At 67.8% G+C, this 20,201-nt stretch carries 14 protein-coding genes; 3 read left to right on the top strand and 11 right to left on the bottom strand.

Translation table 11 applies throughout. The annotated features are described in order from the left end of the window. Positions 1–12: 12 nt before the first annotated feature. Positions 13–3,519, bottom strand: coding sequence for a Dyp-type peroxidase (locus ACYVB7_RS04710; RefSeq protein WP_460505431.1), 3,507 nt, complete (start codon positions 3,517–3,519; stop codon positions 13–15). 218 nt (positions 3,520–3,737) lie between these two features. Next, on the bottom strand, positions 3,738–5,162 hold the full coding sequence (gene glmU, locus ACYVB7_RS04705; protein WP_460505430.1) for a bifunctional UDP-N-acetylglucosamine diphosphorylase/glucosamine-1-phosphate N-acetyltransferase GlmU: 1,425 nt from the start codon (positions 5,160–5,162) through the stop codon (positions 3,738–3,740). Positions 5,163–5,522: 360 nt separating this feature from the next. Between glmU and ACYVB7_RS04700 the strand changes: the two genes are divergently transcribed. The 3 genes from ACYVB7_RS04700 (at position 5,523) to ACYVB7_RS04690 (ending at position 10,581) form a co-directional block, all read left to right on the top strand. Then, a complete protein-coding gene (locus tag ACYVB7_RS04700) occupies positions 5,523–8,366 on the top strand; it encodes a ribonucleoside-diphosphate reductase subunit alpha (RefSeq protein ID WP_460505704.1) in 2,844 nt (947 codons plus the stop codon). Positions 8,367–8,485: 119 nt separating this feature from the next. Then, entirely contained in the window at positions 8,486–9,652 is a 1,167-nt protein-coding gene (locus ACYVB7_RS04695; RefSeq protein WP_460505429.1) for a ribonucleotide-diphosphate reductase subunit beta, read from the top strand. A 212-nt stretch (positions 9,653–9,864) separates the two neighbouring features. Continuing rightward, complete coding sequence (locus ACYVB7_RS04690; protein WP_460505428.1) at positions 9,865–10,581, top strand: histone H1; 717 nt, start codon at positions 9,865–9,867, stop codon at positions 10,579–10,581. Positions 10,582–10,669: 88 nt separating this feature from the next. Here the strand turns inward: ACYVB7_RS04690 and ACYVB7_RS04685 are convergent, their stop codons facing one another. The 9 genes from ACYVB7_RS04685 to ACYVB7_RS04645 all read right to left on the bottom strand — a co-directional run bounded on the left by ACYVB7_RS04685 (position 10,670) and on the right by ACYVB7_RS04645 (position 20,183). Continuing rightward, a complete protein-coding gene (locus ACYVB7_RS04685) occupies positions 10,670–11,914 on the bottom strand; it encodes a phosphopentomutase (protein WP_460505427.1) in 1,245 nt (414 codons plus the stop codon). Next, entirely contained in the window at positions 11,911–13,254 is a 1,344-nt protein-coding gene (deoA, locus tag ACYVB7_RS04680; protein ID WP_460505426.1) for a thymidine phosphorylase, read from the bottom strand. The genes ACYVB7_RS04685 and deoA overlap by 4 nt, the downstream gene beginning before the upstream one ends. Positions 13,255–13,404: 150 nt before the next feature. Continuing rightward, positions 13,405–14,235, bottom strand: coding sequence for a 2-deoxyribose-5-phosphate aldolase (gene deoC, locus ACYVB7_RS04675; protein WP_460505425.1), 831 nt, complete (start codon positions 14,233–14,235; stop codon positions 13,405–13,407). Then, on the bottom strand, positions 14,229–15,035 hold the full coding sequence (locus tag ACYVB7_RS04670) for a purine-nucleoside phosphorylase (RefSeq protein ID WP_460505423.1): 807 nt from the start codon (positions 15,033–15,035) through the stop codon (positions 14,229–14,231). Before ACYVB7_RS04670 ends, deoC begins: the two co-directional genes overlap by 7 nt. Beyond that, on the bottom strand, positions 15,032–15,490 hold the full coding sequence (locus ACYVB7_RS04665; RefSeq protein WP_460505422.1) for a cytidine deaminase family protein: 459 nt from the start codon (positions 15,488–15,490) through the stop codon (positions 15,032–15,034). Before ACYVB7_RS04665 ends, ACYVB7_RS04670 begins: the two co-directional genes overlap by 4 nt. Then, complete coding sequence (locus ACYVB7_RS04660) at positions 15,490–16,461, bottom strand: ABC transporter permease (protein WP_460505421.1); 972 nt, start codon at positions 16,459–16,461, stop codon at positions 15,490–15,492. The genes ACYVB7_RS04665 and ACYVB7_RS04660 overlap by 1 nt, the downstream gene beginning before the upstream one ends. Then, positions 16,454–17,587, bottom strand: coding sequence for an ABC transporter permease (locus tag ACYVB7_RS04655; protein WP_460505420.1), 1,134 nt, complete (start codon positions 17,585–17,587; stop codon positions 16,454–16,456). The genes ACYVB7_RS04660 and ACYVB7_RS04655 overlap by 8 nt, the downstream gene beginning before the upstream one ends. After that, positions 17,584–19,158 carry an ABC transporter ATP-binding protein gene (locus tag ACYVB7_RS04650; protein ID WP_460505418.1) on the bottom strand — a complete coding sequence of 525 codons (1,575 nt, stop codon included), beginning with the start codon at positions 19,156–19,158 and terminating at the stop codon, positions 17,584–17,586. The genes ACYVB7_RS04655 and ACYVB7_RS04650 overlap by 4 nt, the downstream gene beginning before the upstream one ends. Beyond that, positions 19,155–20,183 carry a LacI family DNA-binding transcriptional regulator gene (locus ACYVB7_RS04645; protein WP_460505417.1) on the bottom strand — a complete coding sequence of 343 codons (1,029 nt, stop codon included), beginning with the start codon at positions 20,181–20,183 and terminating at the stop codon, positions 19,155–19,157. The genes ACYVB7_RS04650 and ACYVB7_RS04645 overlap by 4 nt, the downstream gene beginning before the upstream one ends. Positions 20,184–20,201 lie beyond the last annotated feature (18 nt).

Below are 20,201 nucleotides of genomic sequence, written 5' to 3'. Positions count from 1 at the left end.
GAGGGGAAGAAATCAGGGGGTGAAGTACTGGCGCCGCTGGTGCTGTTCCTGGTGCATGGGGAACATCACGGCGTAAAACTCGGTCCAGCCCCCCATGCGCACCCGCAGCAGGTCGTAACGCTCGGGGTCTTGGCTGGCGGCCTGGTAGGTGGCCAGGTCGGCACAGGTCAGGGTGACCAGGTTGGAGCCGGTGCCGCCATCGGCGTACACGCGCAAAAAGCGCTTGAGGTCGTTGAGCGGGAAGTTTTCCGGGATGTTCATGTCCACGGGCGAGGCGTTGGAGAGCCCGTAGTCAATCGCATCGTTGCGCCAGCTTTCCAGAGACTGGTAGATGTTGCGGAACGCGGGGGCGGCGGGCAAGTCCTGCGGGGCGGGAACCGGCGAGAGGTCGGACGCGATGGGCATGCCGTTGCGGCGGCCATCGGCCGTGGCACCACACGGGGCACCGTCGCCCACATAACCTTCAAAGGTGCCAATGCCGGGGGTGATCACAAATTCAAAGGCCCCGTAGGTCTTGGCAATGCCCTCCAGCACCGGCTGCAGCGCGGGGTGGGGTTTGCGCACCACGTCCACACACAAGCGGATGAGCTGTTCCATCACCCAGTTGCCCAGCGCGTCCACGTCCGGGTGCCCGCTGCCCCATTTGGGCAGTTGCAGGGCGATGTCGCGCCATTCCTGGTAACGGCGGGCACGTTCACCGGCGGCGGCGGAGCCCATCAGCTCGTTCTGGTAGGGCTCGATCGGGGTGAAGCCCCAGTCGTTGATGAGGCAGTCCACCAACTCCGGCAGGGTGGCGATGGCGGTGTCGCGGTCGTACACCAGCTTTTTGATGGCGTAGAGCGAGTCGATGGTGTTGGAAACCCCCACACACAGCGGCGCAATCATGTGGAAGCGGGCACCGGCCTGGGTGAGGTCGCGGCCCGATTCGACACAGCCGTCGATCAGCGTGGACAACAAGGGGCTGGGGCAGATGTCGCCCAGGTTGCCGTAGGCCCCGAGGATGACGTTGTAGGTCTGGATCACCAGCCATTCCAGTTGGTGCAGGAACTGGGCTTGCAGCTTTTCAAAGGTGTCGATGTCCTGCGCCGGTGGGGAGCGGAAGGTCTGCTTCAGGCCACGCAGGTAAATGGGCCCGGCAGCACCGTAGGTGGCCCCCTGGTTCAGCGCTTGCTCCAGCGCGGCCATGGGGGTGACGTTGGCAAAGGCAAATTCGGTGGCCCCGGCCAGCATGGGTTCGTAACAACCGTCGGCAGCGTAGTCGCGAGACCAGCGCAGCGACACGTCCTGGCCCGAACGGTGCAGCGCCATGCACAGCTTGTCGTCCTGGTACAGGATGGGGTGTGCGCCCCCGGCCAGCAGCGACTCGGCGGCGGCGTCCAGCACCTCTTGGGGCATGTCCTTGTAGACCCGCAGCGACAAGGTGGGTGCATTCACAGGGATGCGGCGTGCGGCCTTGAGGCACAACAGGGTGACGGGGTTGACGCCGCCCGTGGGCGTGGCGTCGTCGTTGGCCACGTAGCCGCCCACCGTGATTTGCTGCACCCACTGGTTGATGCCCCCGCCCTGCGGGAAGTTGCCCCCCAGGCCGCACACCGCCGTGGTGCCGTAGTTGACGTAGTCGGTGATGTTGGCGCGGTTGACGAAGGCGTTTTCGCCCATCTTGAGCCACAGGCAATCCACAATCTCCTGCGCCCGGGCCTCGTCCATGGGGTGTTTTTGCAGCAGTGGCCACAACATCTGGTCCAGCCGCCCGATGGCGGTCAGCTCGCCCAGCAGGTGCAGGCAGCAGTGGAAGGAGTAGATGAGCTGCACGCCGTCATGGAAATCGCGTGGCGGCTGGGTGCTGAGGTGGCGCAGGCGGGCGGCCACGTCCCGCATGTTCTGGGCGTCGTCGGGGGTGCTGGCTTGGGCCACGGCGTGCTCCGCGTGTTCGGCCCAGTTGCGCAAATACCCTTGCACCCCTTGCAGCGACCAAATGGCCCCTTGGTAGAAGTCGTGCTGGGCCGGGGTCAACCCCGGCTTGGCCATGCCCTGCTGCAACAGCGCCAGCAGCCCCTCCAGGCCCACGTCCAGCAGGCGTTGGTAGTGCGGCACCACATGGCCCATGGCCGACCACTCGTTCAGCTCTCCCTTGAGCCAGGCGGCAATGGTCTCTTCCTCGCTCAGGTAGGGCACCACCTCCTTGCCGCGGCCCAGGGTGAAGTCAGGGATGATGCCCACCAGCAGTTCTTCGGGGTAGATGCGCAGCAGCTGGTTGTCCCGCGCCAGGCGCGAGTGGGGGGCCGACAGCAACTCGGCCAGCGTCTTCTTGTTGGCCAGGCCCTTGCGCAGCGAGGCTGAGCCCTTGAGCACCGGGGCCTCGTCCGGCGTCACCAGGGTGGACAGGTGCGGCAGGCGGGGAAAGGGCTGGCGGCGCAGCCATCCGTCGTTCCAATGCGAGAAGGTGCGCCCCAGCAAGGCCAGCAGCCGGGGGCTGGGCGGGTCACCCGGCGCGTAGCCACCCTCGGCCATCTGGTGCAGATAGTCTTGCGAGTTGTAGAACAGGTAGCCGTTGCTGCTGCGCACGTCCCAGTGGGGGTCTTCTTCGGTGTCGGACACGCTGTGCACATGCGCCACCCCCAGCTCGGCGGCGGCCGGCACGTACCAGTACGCCCCGGCAACGCCTTGCACCACGCTCATGAGGCGATCGACCGGGCGATCGGGCATGTCGCCCATCAGGTGGTGGAGGATTTTTTCAAACCGCTCCTGCTCGTTGCAGAAGGCCACAAACATCAGCCCGGCTTCGCGGGCGGCATGGCCGGCCTGCTCGCCAAAGGGCAGCGCCTGCCGAAGCAGCTTTCGGTTGTCGCCATTGGCGTCGCGCACGTGGGCGCGGTGGATGTGGGCATCGGCAGGCCCCTGCGGCAGGATGGCCCCCTGGGTGTCGCGGCCAATCATCGCGTCCTCGCTGTCGGGGGACATGGCGGCGATGGAGCGCCAATCGAACAAAAACTTCTGGGTGAAGGCGAACGAGGCCCCTGGGTACGCGCCCGCCACCAGGATGTCTTCGGCCAGGCTCACCGGGTCGTTGGGGTTGGTGATGCCGTCCACATACCGCCCGCCGATGACGCGACCGTCTTCGCGCTTGCCCACTTCCACGGTTTCCATGTGGCTGGCCAAAGCGCCCAGCGCGGGCGTGAACGCGTCCAGCAGCTGGCGGGCGGTTTGCGCATCGGGTGTCTTCAGGAACAGCAACACGTCGCCCCCGGTGTCGCGCAGCTTGGGCGAGTGGTTGAGCACCTTGCGGCTGACGGGAATGGGACGCCCCTGCCATTGGCCCCACAACTCGGGCGCAAACGCCGCCACCAGCCCCGCGGGTTGTGCCGCCCTCTCGGCGGCTTGCGCCAGTTGGCGAACCAGCTCCAGCACCGCTGGCTGACTGGCGGGACCGGGGTCACGCAGGGTCAGCGTGATGACCTGGCCAAACACGGGCCTCAACAACAGGCCGCGCTGGGCCCCTTTGACGACATTGGCAAACATGCAATCTCCCTTCTTTCAAAAAAGGGAGACCCAGGTCGGCCAACCTCGCCGCCCCCATTCAAAAGCCTCCCCAGAGGGCGCAACGCTAACAGAGGTCAGCAACGCCCACCGCTAGGAATTACGCCCCCATGGATCTGGACGGAGGCGGCGCCCAAGGGAAATTCAATTTTGATAGCACCTTGCGCTTATGAATAAAGCGCAAGAGGCCAAAAACACACTCAAGCCTTGTTCTTGTGGGGCCGCTGCCAGTTGGCAATGCTGACCTGCTTGCCCCGGGCCACGCTCAGCGCACCGGGTGGGGTGTTCTTGGTGATGGTGCTGCCGCCGCCCACCGTGCCGCCCGCGCCGAGGGTGACCGGAGCCACCAGCACGCAGTTGCTGCCCACGTGCACGTCGGCCTCGATCACGGTGCGGTGTTTGTTGGCCCCGTCGTAATTGGCGGTGATGCTGCCCGCGCCGTAGTTGACACGTTCGCCCACGGTGGCGTCGCCCAGGTAGGCCAGGTGGTTGGCCTTGGCCCCGGCGGCCAGGGTGCTGTTCTTCACCTCCACAAAGTTGCCGATGTGCACCTCCGCCCCCAGGTCGGCCCCCGGGCGCAGGCGGGCAAACGGACCGATGAGGGCGCCCGGGCCGACCTTGACGCCCAGTTTCTCGCCGTCGATGTGGGTGAAGGGGTGGATGACCGCGCCATCGGCAATGGCGGCGTTGGCAATGACGCAGTTGGCACCGATGCGAACACCCTCGCCCAGGCTGACCTGGCCTTCGAACACGCAGTTGACGTCAATGTCCACGTCCTGCCCGCAGCTGAGCGTGCCGCGCAGGTCGAAACGGGCCGGGTCGGCCAGGCGCACGCCCTGGACCATCAGCGTCTCGGCCTGGCGGCGTTGGAAGGCGCGTTCCAGCTCGGCCAGCTGCAGCGGGCTGTTGACACCGGCCACCTGCACCGCGTCGGCAATGCAGTGGGCGCGCACGGGGCAACCGTCGGCCACGGCGAACTTGACCACGTCGGTCAGGTAGTACTCGTTCTGGGCGTTCTGGTTGTCCAGCCGGGCCAGCCAGCCGCGCAGCAGCCGGGTGGGCACGGCCATGATGCCGCTGTAAATCTCGCGGATGGCGCGCTGGGCCTCGGTGGCGTCCTTGTGTTCCACAATGGCTTGCACCGCCCCGTCCGCGGCCCGCACGATGCGGCCATACCCCGTGGGGTCGGGCATGTCCAGCGTGAGCAGGGCCAGTGCATCGCCAGCGCACAGGTCCAACAGGGCTTGCAGCGTGGGGGCCTGGGTCAGCGGCACGTCGCCCGACAACACCAGCGTGATGCCGTCGTCGGCCAGCAGCGGCACCGCCTGCTGCACGGCGTGGCCGGTGCCCAGTTGCGGTTCCTGGCGGGCAAAAGACAACAAGCTATTTTGGCCTCCAGCGCTTTTTCTGTTTGCAATGAATGCTTCCACTTCAGGAGCACCATGCCCGGTGATGACCACCACCTGCCGTGCCGACAGGCTGGCCGCCGTGTCGATCACATGCGCCACCAGCGCCCGCCCGCCCAGGCGGTGCAGCACCTTGGGGGTGCGGCTTTTCATGCGGGTGCCTTTGCCCGCGGCCATCACCACCACATCCAGCGGCGGGGTTGTTGTCTGATCGGTCATGTTGAACGCCTGTGCACGGAAGGGGTTGCCGATGATACGGGGCCGCCCGGCACGGTCCGGCACCGCCTTTCTGGGCTTTTCATCGCTTTTTCAGCAACCCCGCGCAAGGCCCGGGCGGCCTGAAAACCCTGCTCCCGTTTTGAGAGAAGTCAGCGTTTTCAGGGGTGCCGCATAGCATGTTTTGGGCCTGTTTTTGGGTTACAAAAAATATTCCAAAACACCATGGGTAGTGGTCCCAAAAGAAGCCAAACACTAGATATAGTGTCGTCCCGAAAGACAAGACATCTCCCAAAACGCCCCATAAGAGGAACCATGCAAGCCACCGCTTACCCGGACTCCGCCGCCCAAGCCGCCAACCCCATGCACACGCTCGACACCACCGAACGCGCCTCTTCGGCCACCAGCCTGAGCCACTACCAGATCATCCGCCGCAACGGCGCGGTGGTGCCGTTCGAGCCCAACAAGATTGCCGTGGCGTTGATGAAAGCCTTCCTGGCGGTGCACGGCACCCAGGGCGCGGCCTCGGCCAGCGTGCGCGAAACCGTGGAAGCCCTGACGCAAACGGTGGTCAAGGCCCTGATGCGCTCGCGCCCCGGTGGCGGCACCTTCCACATCGAAGACGTGCAAGACCATGTGGAACTGGGCCTGATGCGCGGCAGCCACCACGAAGTGGCCCGTGCCTATGTGCTGTACCGCGAACGCCGTGCGCAAGAGCGCGCCGCCCACGGCCAGGCCCCCGCCGCCCAGCCCACCGAACAGCTGCACGTGCTGGAAAACGGCCAACGCGTGCCCCTGGACATGACCGCCCTGACCGAGCGCATCCGCGCCGCCTGCGCCGGGCTGTCCACCGAGGTCAAGCCCGAGCCCATCGTGGCCGAAACCCTGCGCAACCTGTACGACGGCGTGCCGCTGGAAGAAGTGCACAAGGCCTCCATCCTGGCCGCCCGCACGCTGATCGAAAAAGACCCCGACTACACCTACGCCACCGCCCGCCTGCTGCTGCACACCATCGCCAAGGAAGTGCTGGGCCATGAGGTGACCTACACCGAGCTGGCCGAGGGTTATGCCGACTACTTCCCCCAGTTCATCAAGAAGGGCATTGCCAACGAACTGCTGGACGAAAAGCTGGCCCAGTTCGACCTGAAGCGCCTGGGTGCCGCCCTCCAGCCCCAGCGCGACATGCAGTTTGACTACCTGGGCCTGCAAACCCTGTACGACCGCTACTTCCTGCACGTGCGCAAGGCCCGCATCGAGCTGCCGCAAGCCTTCTTCATGCGTGTGGCCATGGGCCTGGCGCTGAACGAGATCGACCGCGAAGCCCGCGCCATCGAGTTCTACGAAGTGCTCTCCAGCTTCGACTTCATGAGCAGCACGCCCACGCTGTTCAACAGCGGCACGCGACGCAGCCAGCTCTCCAGCTGCTACCTCACCACCGTGGCCGACGACCTCGACGGCATCTACGAAGCCATCAAGGAAAACGCCCTGCTGTCCAAGTTTGCCGGCGGCCTGGGCAACGACTGGACCCGCGTGCGCGCCCTGGGCAGCCACATCAAGGGCACCAACGGCGAATCGCAAGGCGTGGTGCCCTTCCTGAAGGTGGTGAACGACACCGCCGTGGCCGTGAACCAAGGCGGCAAGCGCAAGGGCGCGGTCTGCGCCTACCTGGAAACCTGGCACCTGGACATTGAAGAATTCCTGGAGCTGCGCAAGAACACGGGTGACGACCGCCGCCGCACCCACGACATGAACACGGCCAACTGGATCCCCGACCTGTTCATGAAGCGCGTGATGGAAAAAGGCGACTGGACGCTGTTCAGCCCCTCCGACGTGCCCGACCTGCACGACCTGTACGGCACCGCCTTCGAAAAAGCCTATGTGGCCTACGAAGAACGGGCCGCCCGTGGCGACATCAAGCCGTCCAAGAAAGTGGCCGCCACCGACCTGTGGCGCAAGATGCTGTCCATGCTGTTCGAGACCGGCCACCCCTGGATCACGTTCAAGGACCCCTGCAACATCCGCAGCCCGCAGCAGCATGTGGGGGTGGTGCACAGCTCCAACCTGTGCACCGAAATCACGCTCAACACCAACGACGCCGAAACCGCCGTGTGCAACCTGGGCTCGGTCAACCTGGTGCAGCACATCACCAACGGCCAGCTCGACCACGCCAAGCTGCAACGCACCGTGTCCACCGCCATGCGCATGCTGGACAACGTGATCGACATCAACTACTACGCCGTGAAGAAGGCCCGCGACTCCAACCTGCGCCACCGCCCGGTGGGGCTGGGCATCATGGGCTTCCAGGACGCGCTGTACGCCCTGCGCGTGCCTTATGCGTCGCAAGAAGCCGTGGAGTTTGCCGACCGCTCCATGGAAGCCGTGTGTTACCACGCCTACTGGGCCTCCACCGAACTGGCCGCCGAGCGGGGCCGCTACAGCAGCTACAAGGGCTCGCTGTGGGACCGTGGCATCCTGCCACTGGACACGCTGAACATGCTGGCCGAGCAACGCGGTGGCTACGTGGAAACCGACCGCAACGCCACCCTGGACTGGAACGCCCTGCGCGCCAAGATCGCCAAGGACGGCATGCGCAACAGCAACTGCGTGGCCATTGCGCCCACGGCCACCATCAGCAACATCATCGGGGTGGACGCGTCCATCGAGCCCTCGTTCGGCAACCTGTCAGTCAAGTCCAACCTGTCGGGCGAGTTCACCGTGGTCAACAGCTACCTGGTGCGTGACCTCAAGCGCCTGGGCCTGTGGGACGACGTGATGGTCATGGACCTGAAGCACTTCGACGGTTCGCTGCGCGCCATCGACCGCGTGCCCCAGGACATCAAGGCCCTGTACGCCACCGCCTTCGAAATCGAAACCCAGTGGCTGGTGGAAGCCGCCGCACGCCGCCAGAAGTGGATCGACCAGGCCCAGAGCCTCAACATCTACATGGCCGGTGCCTCGGGCAAGAAGCTGGACGACACCTACAAGCTGGCCTGGGTGCGGGGTCTCAAGACCACCTACTACCTGCGCACCATGGCCGCCACACACGCCGAAAAATCCACCGGCCGCACCGGCCAGCTCAACGCGGTGAACAACACGCCCGAGCCGGTCATGGCCGCCCCCGTGGCCGCGGCACCCGCCGCCATTGAAGCGGCCACCGACATCAAGTTCTGCGCCATCGACGACCCTGGCTGCGAAGCCTGCCAGTGAGTGTGTGTGCCCATGCCGATGCATGGGCACAACACCCCGTTGACGGCTTGCTTTGGCGGGCGGCAAGCCGCTATGCAATTCAACCCGCCGCTTCCATAATGCAAGTGAAGGAACCCATCATGCTCACCTGGGACGACGACGTCACGCCCACCCCGCAAACTGCCCCTGTCCAACCTGCTTTCGGTGGGTCGGCCGTTCCTCCCTCCTCGGCACCCCAGCTCCAGCCCGTGCGGGCTGACGCCCCCCCAGCCGCCGTGGCCAGCACCGGCCGCCGCGTCAACGCCGCCGACAAACGCATCATCAACGGCCAGACCGACGTCAACCAGCTGGTGCCCTTCAAGTACAAGTGGGCCTGGGAAAAATACCTGGCCACCTGCGCCAACCACTGGATGCCGCAGGAAGTGAACATGAACCGCGACATCGCCCTCTGGAAAGACCCCAACGGGCTCACCGAGGACGAGCGCCGCATCGTCAAGCGCAACCTGGGCTTCTTCACCACCGCCGACAGCCTGGCCGCCAACAACATCGTGCTGGGCACCTACCGGCACATCACCGCGCCCGAGTGCCGCCAGTTCCTGCTGCGTCAGGCGTTTGAAGAGGCCATCCACACCCACGCCTACCAGTACATCGTGGAAAGCCTGGGCCTGGACGAAGGCGAGATCTTCAACGCCTACAACGAAATCCCGTCCATCCGCGCCAAGGACGAGTTCCTGATCCCGTTCATCGACGTGATCATGAACCCCGAGTTCAAGACCGGCACCCCCGAGGCCGACCAGACGCTGCTGAAATCCATCATCGTCTTCGCCTGCCTGATGGAAGGGCTGTTCTTCTACGTGGGCTTCACGCAAATTTTGGCGCTGGGCCGCCAGAACAAGATGACCGGTGCCGCTGAGCAGTACCAGTACATCCTGCGCGACGAGTCCATGCACTGCAACTTCGGCATCGACCTGATCAACCAGCTCAAGCTCGAAAACCCCCACCTGTGGACGCCCGAGTTCAAGGCCGAAATCACCGCCCTGTTCATGAAGGCGGTGGAGCTGGAGTACCAGTACGCCGAAGACACCATGCCCCGCGGCGTGCTGGGCCTCAACGCCAGCATGTTCAAGGGTTACCTGCGCTACATCGCCAACCGGCGTGCCACCCAGATCGGGCTGGACACCCTGTTCCCCAACGAGGAAAACCCCTTCCCCTGGATGAGCGAGATGATCGACCTGAAGAAGGAACGCAACTTCTTCGAAACCCGCGTCATCGAGTACCAATCGGGCGGGGCCCTGTCCTGGGACTGACCCCACGCCTGCCCGCATGCCGTCTTTTTTCCTGCTCCGCCCCCCGTCAACGGACACCGCCATCCGTTGGGGCGGCAGGTTCACCCCATTCAGCGCCCCGCTGCCGCCATCCGGCCTCACGGTCGAAGACTGCGGTGCACTGAATCGCTTCCCGTCAGTCCGGCTCCTCGGGGAGGAAGCGTTCTTTGCAACCCACTCCTGGAGATGACCCCATGGCAACTGCAAAAAAGACAGCACCCGCTGCAAAGAGTGAACCGGTGAAAAAAGCGGCTGCCCCCGCCAAGAAAGCGGCTGCCAAGGCAGCCCCCAAGGCCGCCCCCGCAGCCAAGAAGGCGGTGGCACCCGCCAAGAAAGCTGCGACCCCTGCTGTGAAGAAGGCCGCCGCCCAACCGGCTGAAAAACCCGCGGCCAAGGCCCCCGCAAAAGCCGCCCCCAAAGCCGCTGCCGCGAAACCCGCCGCAAAGGCCGCCGTCAAAGCCCCCGCCAAGGCCGCCACCCCCGCCAAAAAGGCGGCTGCACCGAAAGCTGCCGCCAAGGCTGCTCCCGCGGTGAAGGCCGCGGCCAAACCGGCGGCAAAGGCGGCTGCGAAGGCAGCAGCCAAACCCGCTGCTGCCGCCAAACCAGTGGCCAAGAAGGCCGCAGCCAAGGCTGCCCCTGCTGCAGCCCCCAAGGCCCCCGCCAAAGCGGCCGTCAAAGCCGCAGCCAAGCCTGCCGAGAAGCCCGCCAAGGCACCGGCCAAAAAAGCCGCTGCAGCCACAAAACCTGCGGCCAAGGCGCCTGCAAAAGCCCCCGCCAAAGCCGCTGCAAAGGTCGAGGCCAAGCCCGCTGCCGCAAAGAAGGCTGCGCCCGCCAAAAAGGCCGCTGCTGCGGCCCAAACCAAGCTCAACCCCCACGCCGCCTGGCCTTTCCCCACCTCGGCCAAGCCCTGAACCTGGCATCCGTCAGCCAAAGAAAAGCCCCGCATGCGGGGCTTTTTTCATGGGGAAGCGAGGGCTTTCCCCGGGGCCGGTACGCGCTTCAGCGCCAGCACGCGTGGCCGTGCGCCAGGGGCCCCACCCGCAGGTGCTGGGCCAGGGTCTGCCCCATGTCGGCAAAGCTGGTGCTCACGGGCAAGGCACCGCAGGGGGCACAGCCGGGGCCGCTGAACAGCATGGGCACGTGCTCCCGGGTGTGGTCCGAGCCGGGCCAGCTGGGGTCGCAACCGTGGTCGGCGGTCAGCAGCAGCAGGTCGCCCGGGCGCAGGCGGGTCTGCAGCTGCGGCAGCCAGGCGTCCAGGGCTTCCAGGGCCTGGGCGTAACCCGCCAGGTCGCGGCGGTGGCCGTACAGCATGTCAAAGTCCACCAGGTTGGCAAACACCAGGCCACCGTCCGGGCAGGCTTCCAGGGCTTGCAGGGTGTGCTCGCACAGGGCGGCATTGCCCTCGGCCTTGTAGACGTGGCTGATGCCCCGGTCGGCAAAAATGTCCGGGATCTTGCCCACGGCATGCACCTCGCGCCCGCGTTCCCGCAGGCGGTCCAGCAGGGTTTCGGACGGCGGTGGGGTGGTGTAGTCGTGGCGGTTGCCGGTGCGGCGAAAGGGCACCCCGGCCCCGCCGGTGAAGGGGCGGGCAATGACGCGGGCGATGTTGGCCCGGTCGAAAATCGGTTTGGCCGCTTCGCAGATGGCGTAGAGCCGTTGCAGGCCAAACGCGCCTTCGTGTGCGGCCACCTGGAACACGCTGTCCGCGCTGGTGTAACAAATGGGCAGGCCGGTGCGCAGGTGTTCGTCGCCCAGGCGTTCGATGATTTCGGTGCCGCTGGCATGGCTGTTGCCCAGGCTGCCGCTCAGGCCGCAGGCCTGGTACCACTCGGCCATGAGGTCGGCGGGGAAGATGCCCACACGCGCCGGGTCGCTCTCGGGCAGGTGGCGGGTGGCGGGGGTGGGGAACACGCCCCATTCGAACGGCACGGGACAGCCCATCATTTCCCAGTGGCCGCTGGGGGTGTCCTTGCCCAGGCTGGTTTCGCTGGCCGCCCCAAAGGCCACAGGGTGGCGCAACACGGGCAAGGTGGGCAGGCCCTCGGGCCAGTGCCCGCTGGCGACCTGCGCCGCGTGGCCCAGGCCCAGCGCCATCAGGTGGGGCAGTTGCAGGGGCTGGCCCTGCTGCGCCCGCCATGCGGCGATGTGGCCCAAGGTGTTGGCCCCCACGTCGCCAAAACGCACAGCGTCGGGCGTGGCACCCAGGCCAAACGAGTCCAGCACCAGCACCACGGCGCGGGTCATGCCTGGGCTCCGGTGGCTGGGGCCTGCACGCGCTGCACCAGCACGGGCTGGGCGCTGCACGCGGTGTCCGACAGGGTGAAGGCGGCCCGCAAGGCCTGCGCGGCGCGTTCGGCGCTGGTGGCGTCACGGGCGTGCACGGTGGCCAGGCGGTCACCGGCTTGCACGGGTTGGCCGATGGCGGGGAGGTGGGTGTAGCCCACGGCGTGGTCCACGGGGTCAGACGCTTTGCGGCGGCCACCGCCCAGTTCGATGACGGCCACGCCCACGTCCCGCGTGCGCACCGCCGACAGCCAGCCCGCGTGCGGCGCGGTCACCGTGAGTTGCACCGGGGCGGCGGGCAGGTGTTGGGCGCTGTGCGCCAGGAAGTCGGACGGGCCGCCCAGGGCGTGCACCATGCGCTCGAAGCGCTCGGCCGCGGCGCCGCTGTCCAGCGCGTGGTCCAGGCGGGTGAAGGCCTCGGCCTCGGTTTCCACCAAGCGGCCCAACAGCAACATGTCGGCGGCCAGGGCGCGGGTCACTTCCCACAGGCGGTGTTCGCGCTGGGCGCCGGTGAGGAAGTCAACCGCCTCCTGCATTTCCACCGCGTTGCCCGCAGTGGTGCCCAGCACCTGGTTCATGTCGGTCAGCAGGGCGCGGGTGGGCAGGCCCGCCCCTTGCGCCACGGTGACCAGGGATTGGGCCAGCTCCTGCGCCATGGGCAGGTTGTCGGCAAAAGCGCCGTTGCCCACCTTGACGTCCATGACCAGGCCTTGCAGGCCGGCGGCCAGCTTTTTGGACAGGATGCTGGCGGTGATCAGGGGCACCGACTCCACCGTGGCGGTCACGTCGCGGATGCCGTACAGCCGCCGGTCCGCCGGGGCCAAGTCGGCCGTCTGACCGATGATGGCGCAGCCCACCTGCGCCACGGTCTGGCGCAGCAGTTCCAGGGACGGGGCGGTCTGGTAGCCGGGGATGCTGTCGAACTTGTCCAGCGTGCCACCGGTGTGGCCCAGGCCGCGCCCGGAAATCATGGGCACAAACCCACCGCAAGCAGCCACCCAGGGGGCCAGCATCAGGCTGACCTTGTCGCCCACGCCGCCGGTGGAGTGTTTGTCCAGCACCGGGCCACCCAGGTGGGCCTGGCTCCAGTCCAGCACGTCGCCCGAGGTCATCATGGCGCGGGTCAGGGCCACGCGCTCGGGCATGTCCATGCCCCGAAAGAAGATGGCCATGGCCAGCGCGGCGGCCTGGCCCTCGCTCCACGAGCCATCGACCAGGCCGCGCACAAAGGCCTGGATGTGGGCGGCGTCCAGCGGAGCACCGTCGCGTTTGAGGCGGATGATTTCTTGAGGCAGCAGCATGGGAGGGGTGGGGTCAAAAAAAGGGGGCAAAGGGGTCTGGGGCATCGCGGCGGCCCAAAAATTCAAAGCCTTTTTGGCACATACCGCTTTATTTGAAAGCGCGAGAAGCTATAAATTTAAGAGCATTGATGGACCCACCCAGTGCAGGGGTCAATACCCCGAGGTGGCCGCGGGTGCACCGGGCGCACGGCCTTGCAGCACCGCCGCCAGCTCGTCCCACAGGCTGCTGGCCCCCACGCGAAAGCGCCGGGGGTTGACGGCATGGGTGCCCAGGGTCTGTTGGGTGAGCTGCATGTAGGGCCACACGTCGGCCAGGGTGCGCAAGCCACCCGAGGGTTTGAAGCCCAGCACCGCCGAGGCCCCCAGGGGCAGGGCTTGGGCGCGGGCCCGCAACACGGCCAGCATGGCCTGGGCCGCGGGCAGGCTGGCCCCTTGCGGGGTTTTGCCGGTGCTGGTCTTGATGAAGTCGGCCCCGCAGGCCAGCGCCAGCTCGCTGAGCTGGGCCACCCGCTCGGGCGAGGGCAGTTCGCCCGTTTCCAGGATGACCTTGAGCAGCAGGCCGGGGCTGGCCTGGCGCACGGCCAGCAGCAGGCCACGGGCCGCGGCCAGCGCCGCCGCCGAGGCCTCTGCCCCGCACAGCGCCTGGTAGGGCAGCACGCAGTCCACCTCCTGGCCGCCGCTGCGGGCGATCAGGTCCACCTCGGCCAGCACCTCGTCCACCCCGCCCTGCCCGGACGGGAAGTTGACCACCGCCGCCACCCCCACGTGCAGGGGCAGTTGCTGGCGGGCGTGAGCCACCAGGCGGGGCCACACACACACGGCGGCCACGGGGGGCAAGGCCCCATCCAGGCCGCGGGCCTTGTGGCACAGGGTGTCGATGGCGGCCTCGTTGCTGGTGGTGTTGAGGTCGGTCAGGTCCAGGCAGGCCAGCGCCGTGGCGGCGGCCTGTTGGCGCTGGGCCGGGGTGTCCAGGTTCACCATGTCAAACCCTCCACCACGGCGGTCAGCACGCGGGCGGCGTTGTCGCCCGCCAGGTTGGCCTGGGCCAGGGTGTGGGCGTGGCTCAGGTTTTCGTTGGACAGGCCAGCGCCCATGTTGGTCAGCAGCGAGATGGCCAGCACCTTCAGGCCCGCGTGGCGGGCGATGATGGTTTCGGGCACGGTGCTCATGCCCACGGCCTGGGCACCCAGCAGCGCGGCCATGCGGATTTCCGCCGGGGTTTCGAACTGCGGCCCCACGAACCAGGCGTACACACCCTGGTGCAGGGTGACGCCCAGCGCCTGCGCGGTGGCCACGGCCTGGGCGCGCAGCGCGGGGTCGTAGGCGTCGAGCATGCTCACAAAGCGGTCGTTGCCGGGCTCGCCGATCAGCGGGGAGCGTTGCGAGAGGTTGAGGTGGTCGCTCAGGGCCATGAGGCTGCCGGGGGGCATGTCGACACTGAGGCTGCCGGCGGCGTTGGTTTGCACCAGCACCTCGCACCCCCAGTCGCGCAGGGTGCGCAGGGGCAGTTTCATGCCGTCGGGCTGGCCGGTTTCGTAGGTGTGTTTGCGCCCGGTCAGCACCACCACCTCGTGCGGGCCCAGGCGGCCCCACACCAGGTCGCTGGCATGGCCTTGCACGCTGGGCAGAGGGAAGCCGGGCAGCTCGGCATAAGGGATGCGGACGGGGTCCTGGATGTGGTCCACCACCCCACCCCAGCCTGAGCCCAGCACCAGCGCCACGCGGGGGCGGGCCTGGGGCAGGCGTTGTTGCAGCACTTGCAAAGCGGTGGGGGTGGTCATGGTGCGTCGGCTTTCAGGGAGTCGGTCAGGTGGTCGGGGCCGAAACTGTGGGGCAGCAGGGTTTGCAGCGTCAGTCGGGCCTGCACGGTCTGGGTGTTGGCCACCCACACCGGCGTGTGAGGGGCGGCAAATTCGCGGATTTTCTGGCGGCAGCCGCCACAGGGCGTGACCCATTGCGCCCCGGAGCCCACCACCAGCAGGCCACGGATGTGCTGCCCACCCGCGGCCACCATGGCGCTGATGGCCCCGGCCTCGGCGCACACGCCTTCGGGGTAGGCGGCGTTTTCGACGTTGCACCCGGCGTGGATGCGCCCGGTTTCGTCCACCAGCGCCGCCCCCACCTGAAAGCGGGAGTACGGGGCGTGGGCGCGCTGCTGCACCGTCAGGGCCTGGGCCCACAGGGCGTGGGCCAGGGCCTGTTCGTCGTCGTCCAGGAAGAGGGGGGTGTCGCTCATCAGCTGCGTTCCTTCACATAGGGGGTGCCCAGGGCCTTGGGGGCCACGGCCTTGCCGATGAAGCCGGCCAGCAGCACCACGGTCAGGCCATAGGGCAGCGCCTGGATCCATTGCACCGGCACCTCGCCCACCACGGGCAGGGATACGCCTTGCAAACGGATGGCCACGGCATCCAGAAAACCAAACAACAAACAGGCCCACAGCGCCCCGGCGGGCCGCCATTTGCCAAAGATGAGGGCAGCCAGCGCCATGAAGCCCCGGCCCGCCGTCATGTTGGGCACAAAAGACGCGCTTTGGGCCAGCACCAGGTAACACCCGGCCAGCCCGCACAGCAGGCCGTTGAGGCTGAGGGCCGCATACCGCATGCCCTGCACCGACACGCCCGCAGCCTCCACCATGGCGGGGTTTTCGCCCACGGCCCGCAGGCGCAGGCCAAAGCGGGTGCGCCACAGCAGGAACCACACGGCGGGCACCATCAGCAAGGCCAGGTACAGCAAGGCGTTGTGGCTGAGCAGGCCCTGCCCCAGCACCGCACCCAGCCACGGAATGCCTTGCAGGGCGGCCACGGCCTGGGGCCACAGCGTGCCCAGGCGCACGGCGTCGCCCAGGGGCGGGGTCTGCCCGCCCTGGTGGAACCAGGCGGCCCCCAGCACCGCGGTGAGCCCGGCGGCAATGATGTTGATGGCCACGCCCGACACCACCTGGTCGCCGGTGTGGCTGACACAGGCCACGCCATGCAGCCACGACAGGGCCACGGCCACCGCCAGCGCGGCCAGCACGGCCCACACCAGCTGTCCGCTGAGGGCCCCCGCGGCGGCGGCGGCAAAGGCGGCGGCCAGCATCTTGCCCTCCAGCCCAATGTCCACCACCCCGCTGCGCTCGCTCAGCAGCCCGGCCAGGGCGCAAAACATCAAGGGTGCGGCCACGCGCAGGGTGGAGCCCAACAGCGAGCCCAGCATCAACTCATCCATGCGACACCTCCGCCCCCGCAGCCTGCCCCCGGCGGGTCCACCAGCCCAGGGCCCGCGCCAGCCACGGGGCCAGCACATAGGCCATGGCCCCGGAGAACAGCACGATGAAACCTTGCAGGGTGACCACCATGTCGCGGGTGAAGCCCTGCACCTCAAAAGCCACCTCGGCCCCGCCCTGGAACAGCGCACCGAACAGCAGGCTGGCCAGCACGATGCCCACCGGGTGGTTGCGGCCCATCAGCGCCACGGCAATGCCGGTGAAGCCCGCGCCCGCCACAAAGTCCAGCAGCAAGCGGCCCGACACCCCGGCGATTTCGTTCACGCCCACCAGCCCGGCCAGCGCCCCGGACAAGGCCATGGACCGCATGACCTGTTGGCGCGCATCGATGCCCGCGTACTGCGCCGCGGTTTCGCTGGAACCCACGGCCCGCAGGCGGTAACCCGAGCGGGTGCGCCAGAGGAACAGCTGCACCCCCGCCGCCGCCAGCACCGCCAGCAGCACGCTGGCGTTGAGCGGGGACGAGGGCCATTCCACCCCCACCCAGGCCAGCATCTCGTGCATGCCGGGCAGCTTGGCCGAATCGGCAAAGGGGGCGCTTTCCACCGCCATGGAGCCGGGCACCTTGAGCCAGTTGACCAGCAGGTACACCAGCAGGGTGGACGCCAGGAAGTTGAACATGATGGTGGTGATGACGATGTGGCTGCCGCGGTAGGCCTGCAGGTAGGCGGGCACCGCCGCCCACAGGGTGCCGAACAGCGCGGCGGCCAGCACCATCAGCGGCAGCATCAGCCACGCGGGCAGGTGGGCCGACCACCACAGCGCCACCAGCCCGGCCCCCAGCCCGCCCAGCACGGCTTGGCCTTCGCCGCCGATGTTGAACAGCCCGCCATGGAAGGCCACGGCCACAGCCAGGCCGGTGAACACAAAGGTGGTGGCGTAGTACAGGGTGTAGCTGAGGTTGCGCGGGGTGCCCACGGCCCCGTGGACCAGGGCGGCCAGCACCTCTGAAGGGCTTTGGCCCACCAGGGCCACCACGCCCCCGGCCACCAGCAGGGCCACGGCCAGGTTGACCAGCGGCAGGGCCACCACATCGGCCCAGCGTGGCAAGGTGTGGGGATGGCTCATGCGGCAGATCCTCCGGCCATCATCAGGCCCAGGCGGGTTTCGGTGCATTCGGCCACCGGCAGCTCGCCCGTGACCGCCCCTTGGCACATGACCACCACGCGGTCGGACAGGGCCAGGATTTCGTCCAGCTCGCTGGACACCAGCAGCACCGCGCAGCCCGCTTCACGCAGGCGGCGCAGCTGGCCGTGGATGAACTCAATGGCCCCGATGTCCACCCCCCGGGTGGGCTGGCCGATCAGCAGCACCGAGGGCGCCCGCCCCAGCTCCCGCGCCAGCACCAGCTTTTGCTGGTTGCCGCCGGAGAACTTGGCGCTGGTCAGCCAGGGGTCGCGGGGGCGCACGTCGAAACGCTCCATCATGTCGGCGGTGTGCGCCTGCATGGTGTGGGGATGCATCCAGCCCCAGGCGGTGGAGTAGTCGGGCCACTGCTCGTAGCCCAGCACGGCGGACTCCCAGGCGGCAAACCCCATGACCATGGCCCGCGCGTGGCGGTCTTCGGGCACGTGGGCCAGCCCCAGCTGGCGGGCCTGCGTGGGGTGCAGCCAGGCGGCGGGCTCGAAGGTGTTGCCGTTGACCACGAGGCGGCCCGTGCGCGGGGCCAACAGGCCGGACAGCACCTCCAGCAACTCGCTCTGGCCATTGCCCGACACCCCGGCCACGCCCACGATTTCGCCCGCCCGCAGCTGCAGGCTGACGCCCTTGAGGCGCTCCACGCCCCAGGCGTCCACCACCCGCAGGTCGTGTGCGTCCAGGCGCACCTCAGGGGGCGTGGCGGTGTCGGTCTGGGTGGCGGTGTTGGGGGCCATCAGGTGCACCTTGCGGCCCACCATGGCTTCGGCCAGGGCTTGCACGCTGGTGTCGGCCACCGGGGTTTCGTGCACCACGGTGCCCGCGCGCATCACGGTGACGTGGTCGCACAGGCCCACCACCTCTTTCAGCTTGTGGGTGATGATGATGACGGTGGTGCCCTGCTCGCGCAGGCGGCGCAGCACCTCGAACAGCTGGCCGATTTCCTGCGGCGTGAGCACCGCCGTGGGTTCGTCCAGGATGAGGATGTTGGCCCCGCGGAACAGGGCCTTGAGGATTTCGACCCGCTGGCGGTCGCCCACAGGCAGGTCGCCCACCGGGGTGTCCAGGTCCACGTGCAGGCCGGTGTCACGCATGAGGCCGTTCAGGCGCTCGCGGGCCACCGGCGCCGCCTTGCTGAGCCAGCGCGACGACTCGGCCCCCAGCATCACGTTGTCCAGGGCCGACAGGGTTTCAACCAGCATGAAGTGCTGGTGCACCATGCCCACGCCCAGCGCAATGGCGTCCTGGGCGTTGCGGATGCGCACCTCGCGCCCGGCCACACGCAGCGTGCCGCTGTCGGCCTCGTAAAAGCCGTACAGGATGGACATGAGCGTGCTTTTGCCCGCGCCGTTCTCACCCACCAGGGCATGGATGTGGCCCGGACGCACCCGCAGGTCCACGCCATGGTTGGCCCGCACCGCGCCAAAACGTTTGTGCACGCCGAGCATTTCCACCGCCCACGTGGGGGTGGCATCGGCCGTCGTCCTGCGGGTCTGTGTCATGCGGCCCCCAGTTCGGGCGCACGCCCGGTCGATTCGCGTTGCACCACGGCCATGGTGCGCCAGTGTTTTTGCAAGGGCATGTCGGGGTGCTGGATGCGGTTCAGCAGCATGTCCGCCGCTTCTTGCCCCACGCGCTGGAGCGAGCTGCCCACGGTGGTCAGTGCCGGGTGGGTGTAGCGCCCCAGGTCGATGCCGTCCATGCCGATGACCGAGAGGCGCTGCGGCACCGGCACGCCCAGCTGGGCGGCTGCACGCAGCACCCCCAGGGCCATCAGGTCGTTGCTGGCAAACACCGCCGTCACGCGCCCCTGGCGCAACCAGGCCGCGCCCTGCTGATGGCCGGACTCCAAGCTGAAGTCGCCTTCGGCCAGCCAGTCGGGCTCGGGCACCACCTGGGCCTCGGCCAGGGCCGCGCGCCAACCGGCCACGCGCTCCTGGCTGATGCTGAGGTTGGCCGGGCCACTCAGGCAGGCTATGCGCCGGTGCCCCAGCGCCAGCAGGTGGCGGGTGGCCTCGCGGGCGGCGTCGTACTGGTGGGCCAGCAAGGCGTCGCAGCGCAAGTCCGTGGGGTTGCGGTCCAGCAGCAGCAAGGGCATGCGCGCGCGCACCACCGAGCGTTTGAGCACCTGGGTGACGCGTGAGCTGTCAAACCCGCCCGCCACCACCACCAGCCCATCGACCCGGCGGGCAATGAGGCTGTCGATCTGCTGCTGCAAGTCGTCGGCGTCCAGGTCGGTGCTGCACAGCAGCAGCGAATACCCCGCACGCCGGGCGGTTTTTTCCAGCCCCAGCATCAGCTCCGCACAGAACGGGTTGCTGATGTCGGGCACCAAGGCCCCCAGGATGTGGGCCTTGCCCCCGCGCAGCGCACGCGCCGCGGCACTGGGCACGTAGCCGCTGTCAGAAATGGCTTGCAACACCCGCTGGCGGGCCACGTCGCTCACCCGGCGGGTGCCGTTGATGACGTGAGACACCGTGGTGTACGACACCCCCGCCAGGCGGGCCACATCCTTGATCGAGCTCATTGATGATGAAAAATGGCC

It is taken from the genome of Hydrogenophaga soli (assembly GCF_054777695.1).
This window is presented reverse-complemented; position numbering and strand designations above follow the sequence as displayed.

Coding starts and splice junctions, on each gene's coding strand:
- ACYVB7_RS04660 (WP_460505421.1), bottom strand. CDS start 16,461: ATGGATGAGTTGATGCTGGGCTCGCTGTTGGGCTCCACCCTGCGCGTG.
- ACYVB7_RS04700 (WP_460505704.1), top strand. CDS start 5,523: ATGCACACGCTCGACACCACCGAACGCGCCTCTTCGGCCACCAGCCTG.
- ACYVB7_RS04670 (WP_460505423.1), bottom strand. CDS start 15,035: ATGACCACCCCCACCGCTTTGCAAGTGCTGCAACAACGCCTGCCCCAG.
- ACYVB7_RS04695 (WP_460505429.1), top strand. CDS start 8,486: ATGCTCACCTGGGACGACGACGTCACGCCCACCCCGCAAACTGCCCCT.
- deoA (WP_460505426.1), bottom strand. CDS start 13,254: ATGCTGCTGCCTCAAGAAATCATCCGCCTCAAACGCGACGGTGCTCCG.
- ACYVB7_RS04710 (WP_460505431.1), bottom strand. CDS start 3,519: ATGTTTGCCAATGTCGTCAAAGGGGCCCAGCGCGGCCTGTTGTTGAGG.
- ACYVB7_RS04665 (WP_460505422.1), bottom strand. CDS start 15,490: ATGAGCGACACCCCCCTCTTCCTGGACGACGACGAACAGGCCCTGGCC.
- ACYVB7_RS04690 (WP_460505428.1), top strand. CDS start 9,865: ATGGCAACTGCAAAAAAGACAGCACCCGCTGCAAAGAGTGAACCGGTG.
- ACYVB7_RS04685 (WP_460505427.1), bottom strand. CDS start 11,914: ATGACCCGCGCCGTGGTGCTGGTGCTGGACTCGTTTGGCCTGGGTGCC.
- ACYVB7_RS04655 (WP_460505420.1), bottom strand. CDS start 17,587: ATGAGCCATCCCCACACCTTGCCACGCTGGGCCGATGTGGTGGCCCTG.
- ACYVB7_RS04645 (WP_460505417.1), bottom strand. CDS start 20,183: ATGAGCTCGATCAAGGATGTGGCCCGCCTGGCGGGGGTGTCGTACACC.
- ACYVB7_RS04650 (WP_460505418.1), bottom strand. CDS start 19,158: ATGACACAGACCCGCAGGACGACGGCCGATGCCACCCCCACGTGGGCG.
- deoC (WP_460505425.1), bottom strand. CDS start 14,235: ATGGTGAACCTGGACACCCCGGCCCAGCGCCAACAGGCCGCCGCCACG.
- glmU (WP_460505430.1), bottom strand. CDS start 5,162: ATGACCGATCAGACAACAACCCCGCCGCTGGATGTGGTGGTGATGGCC.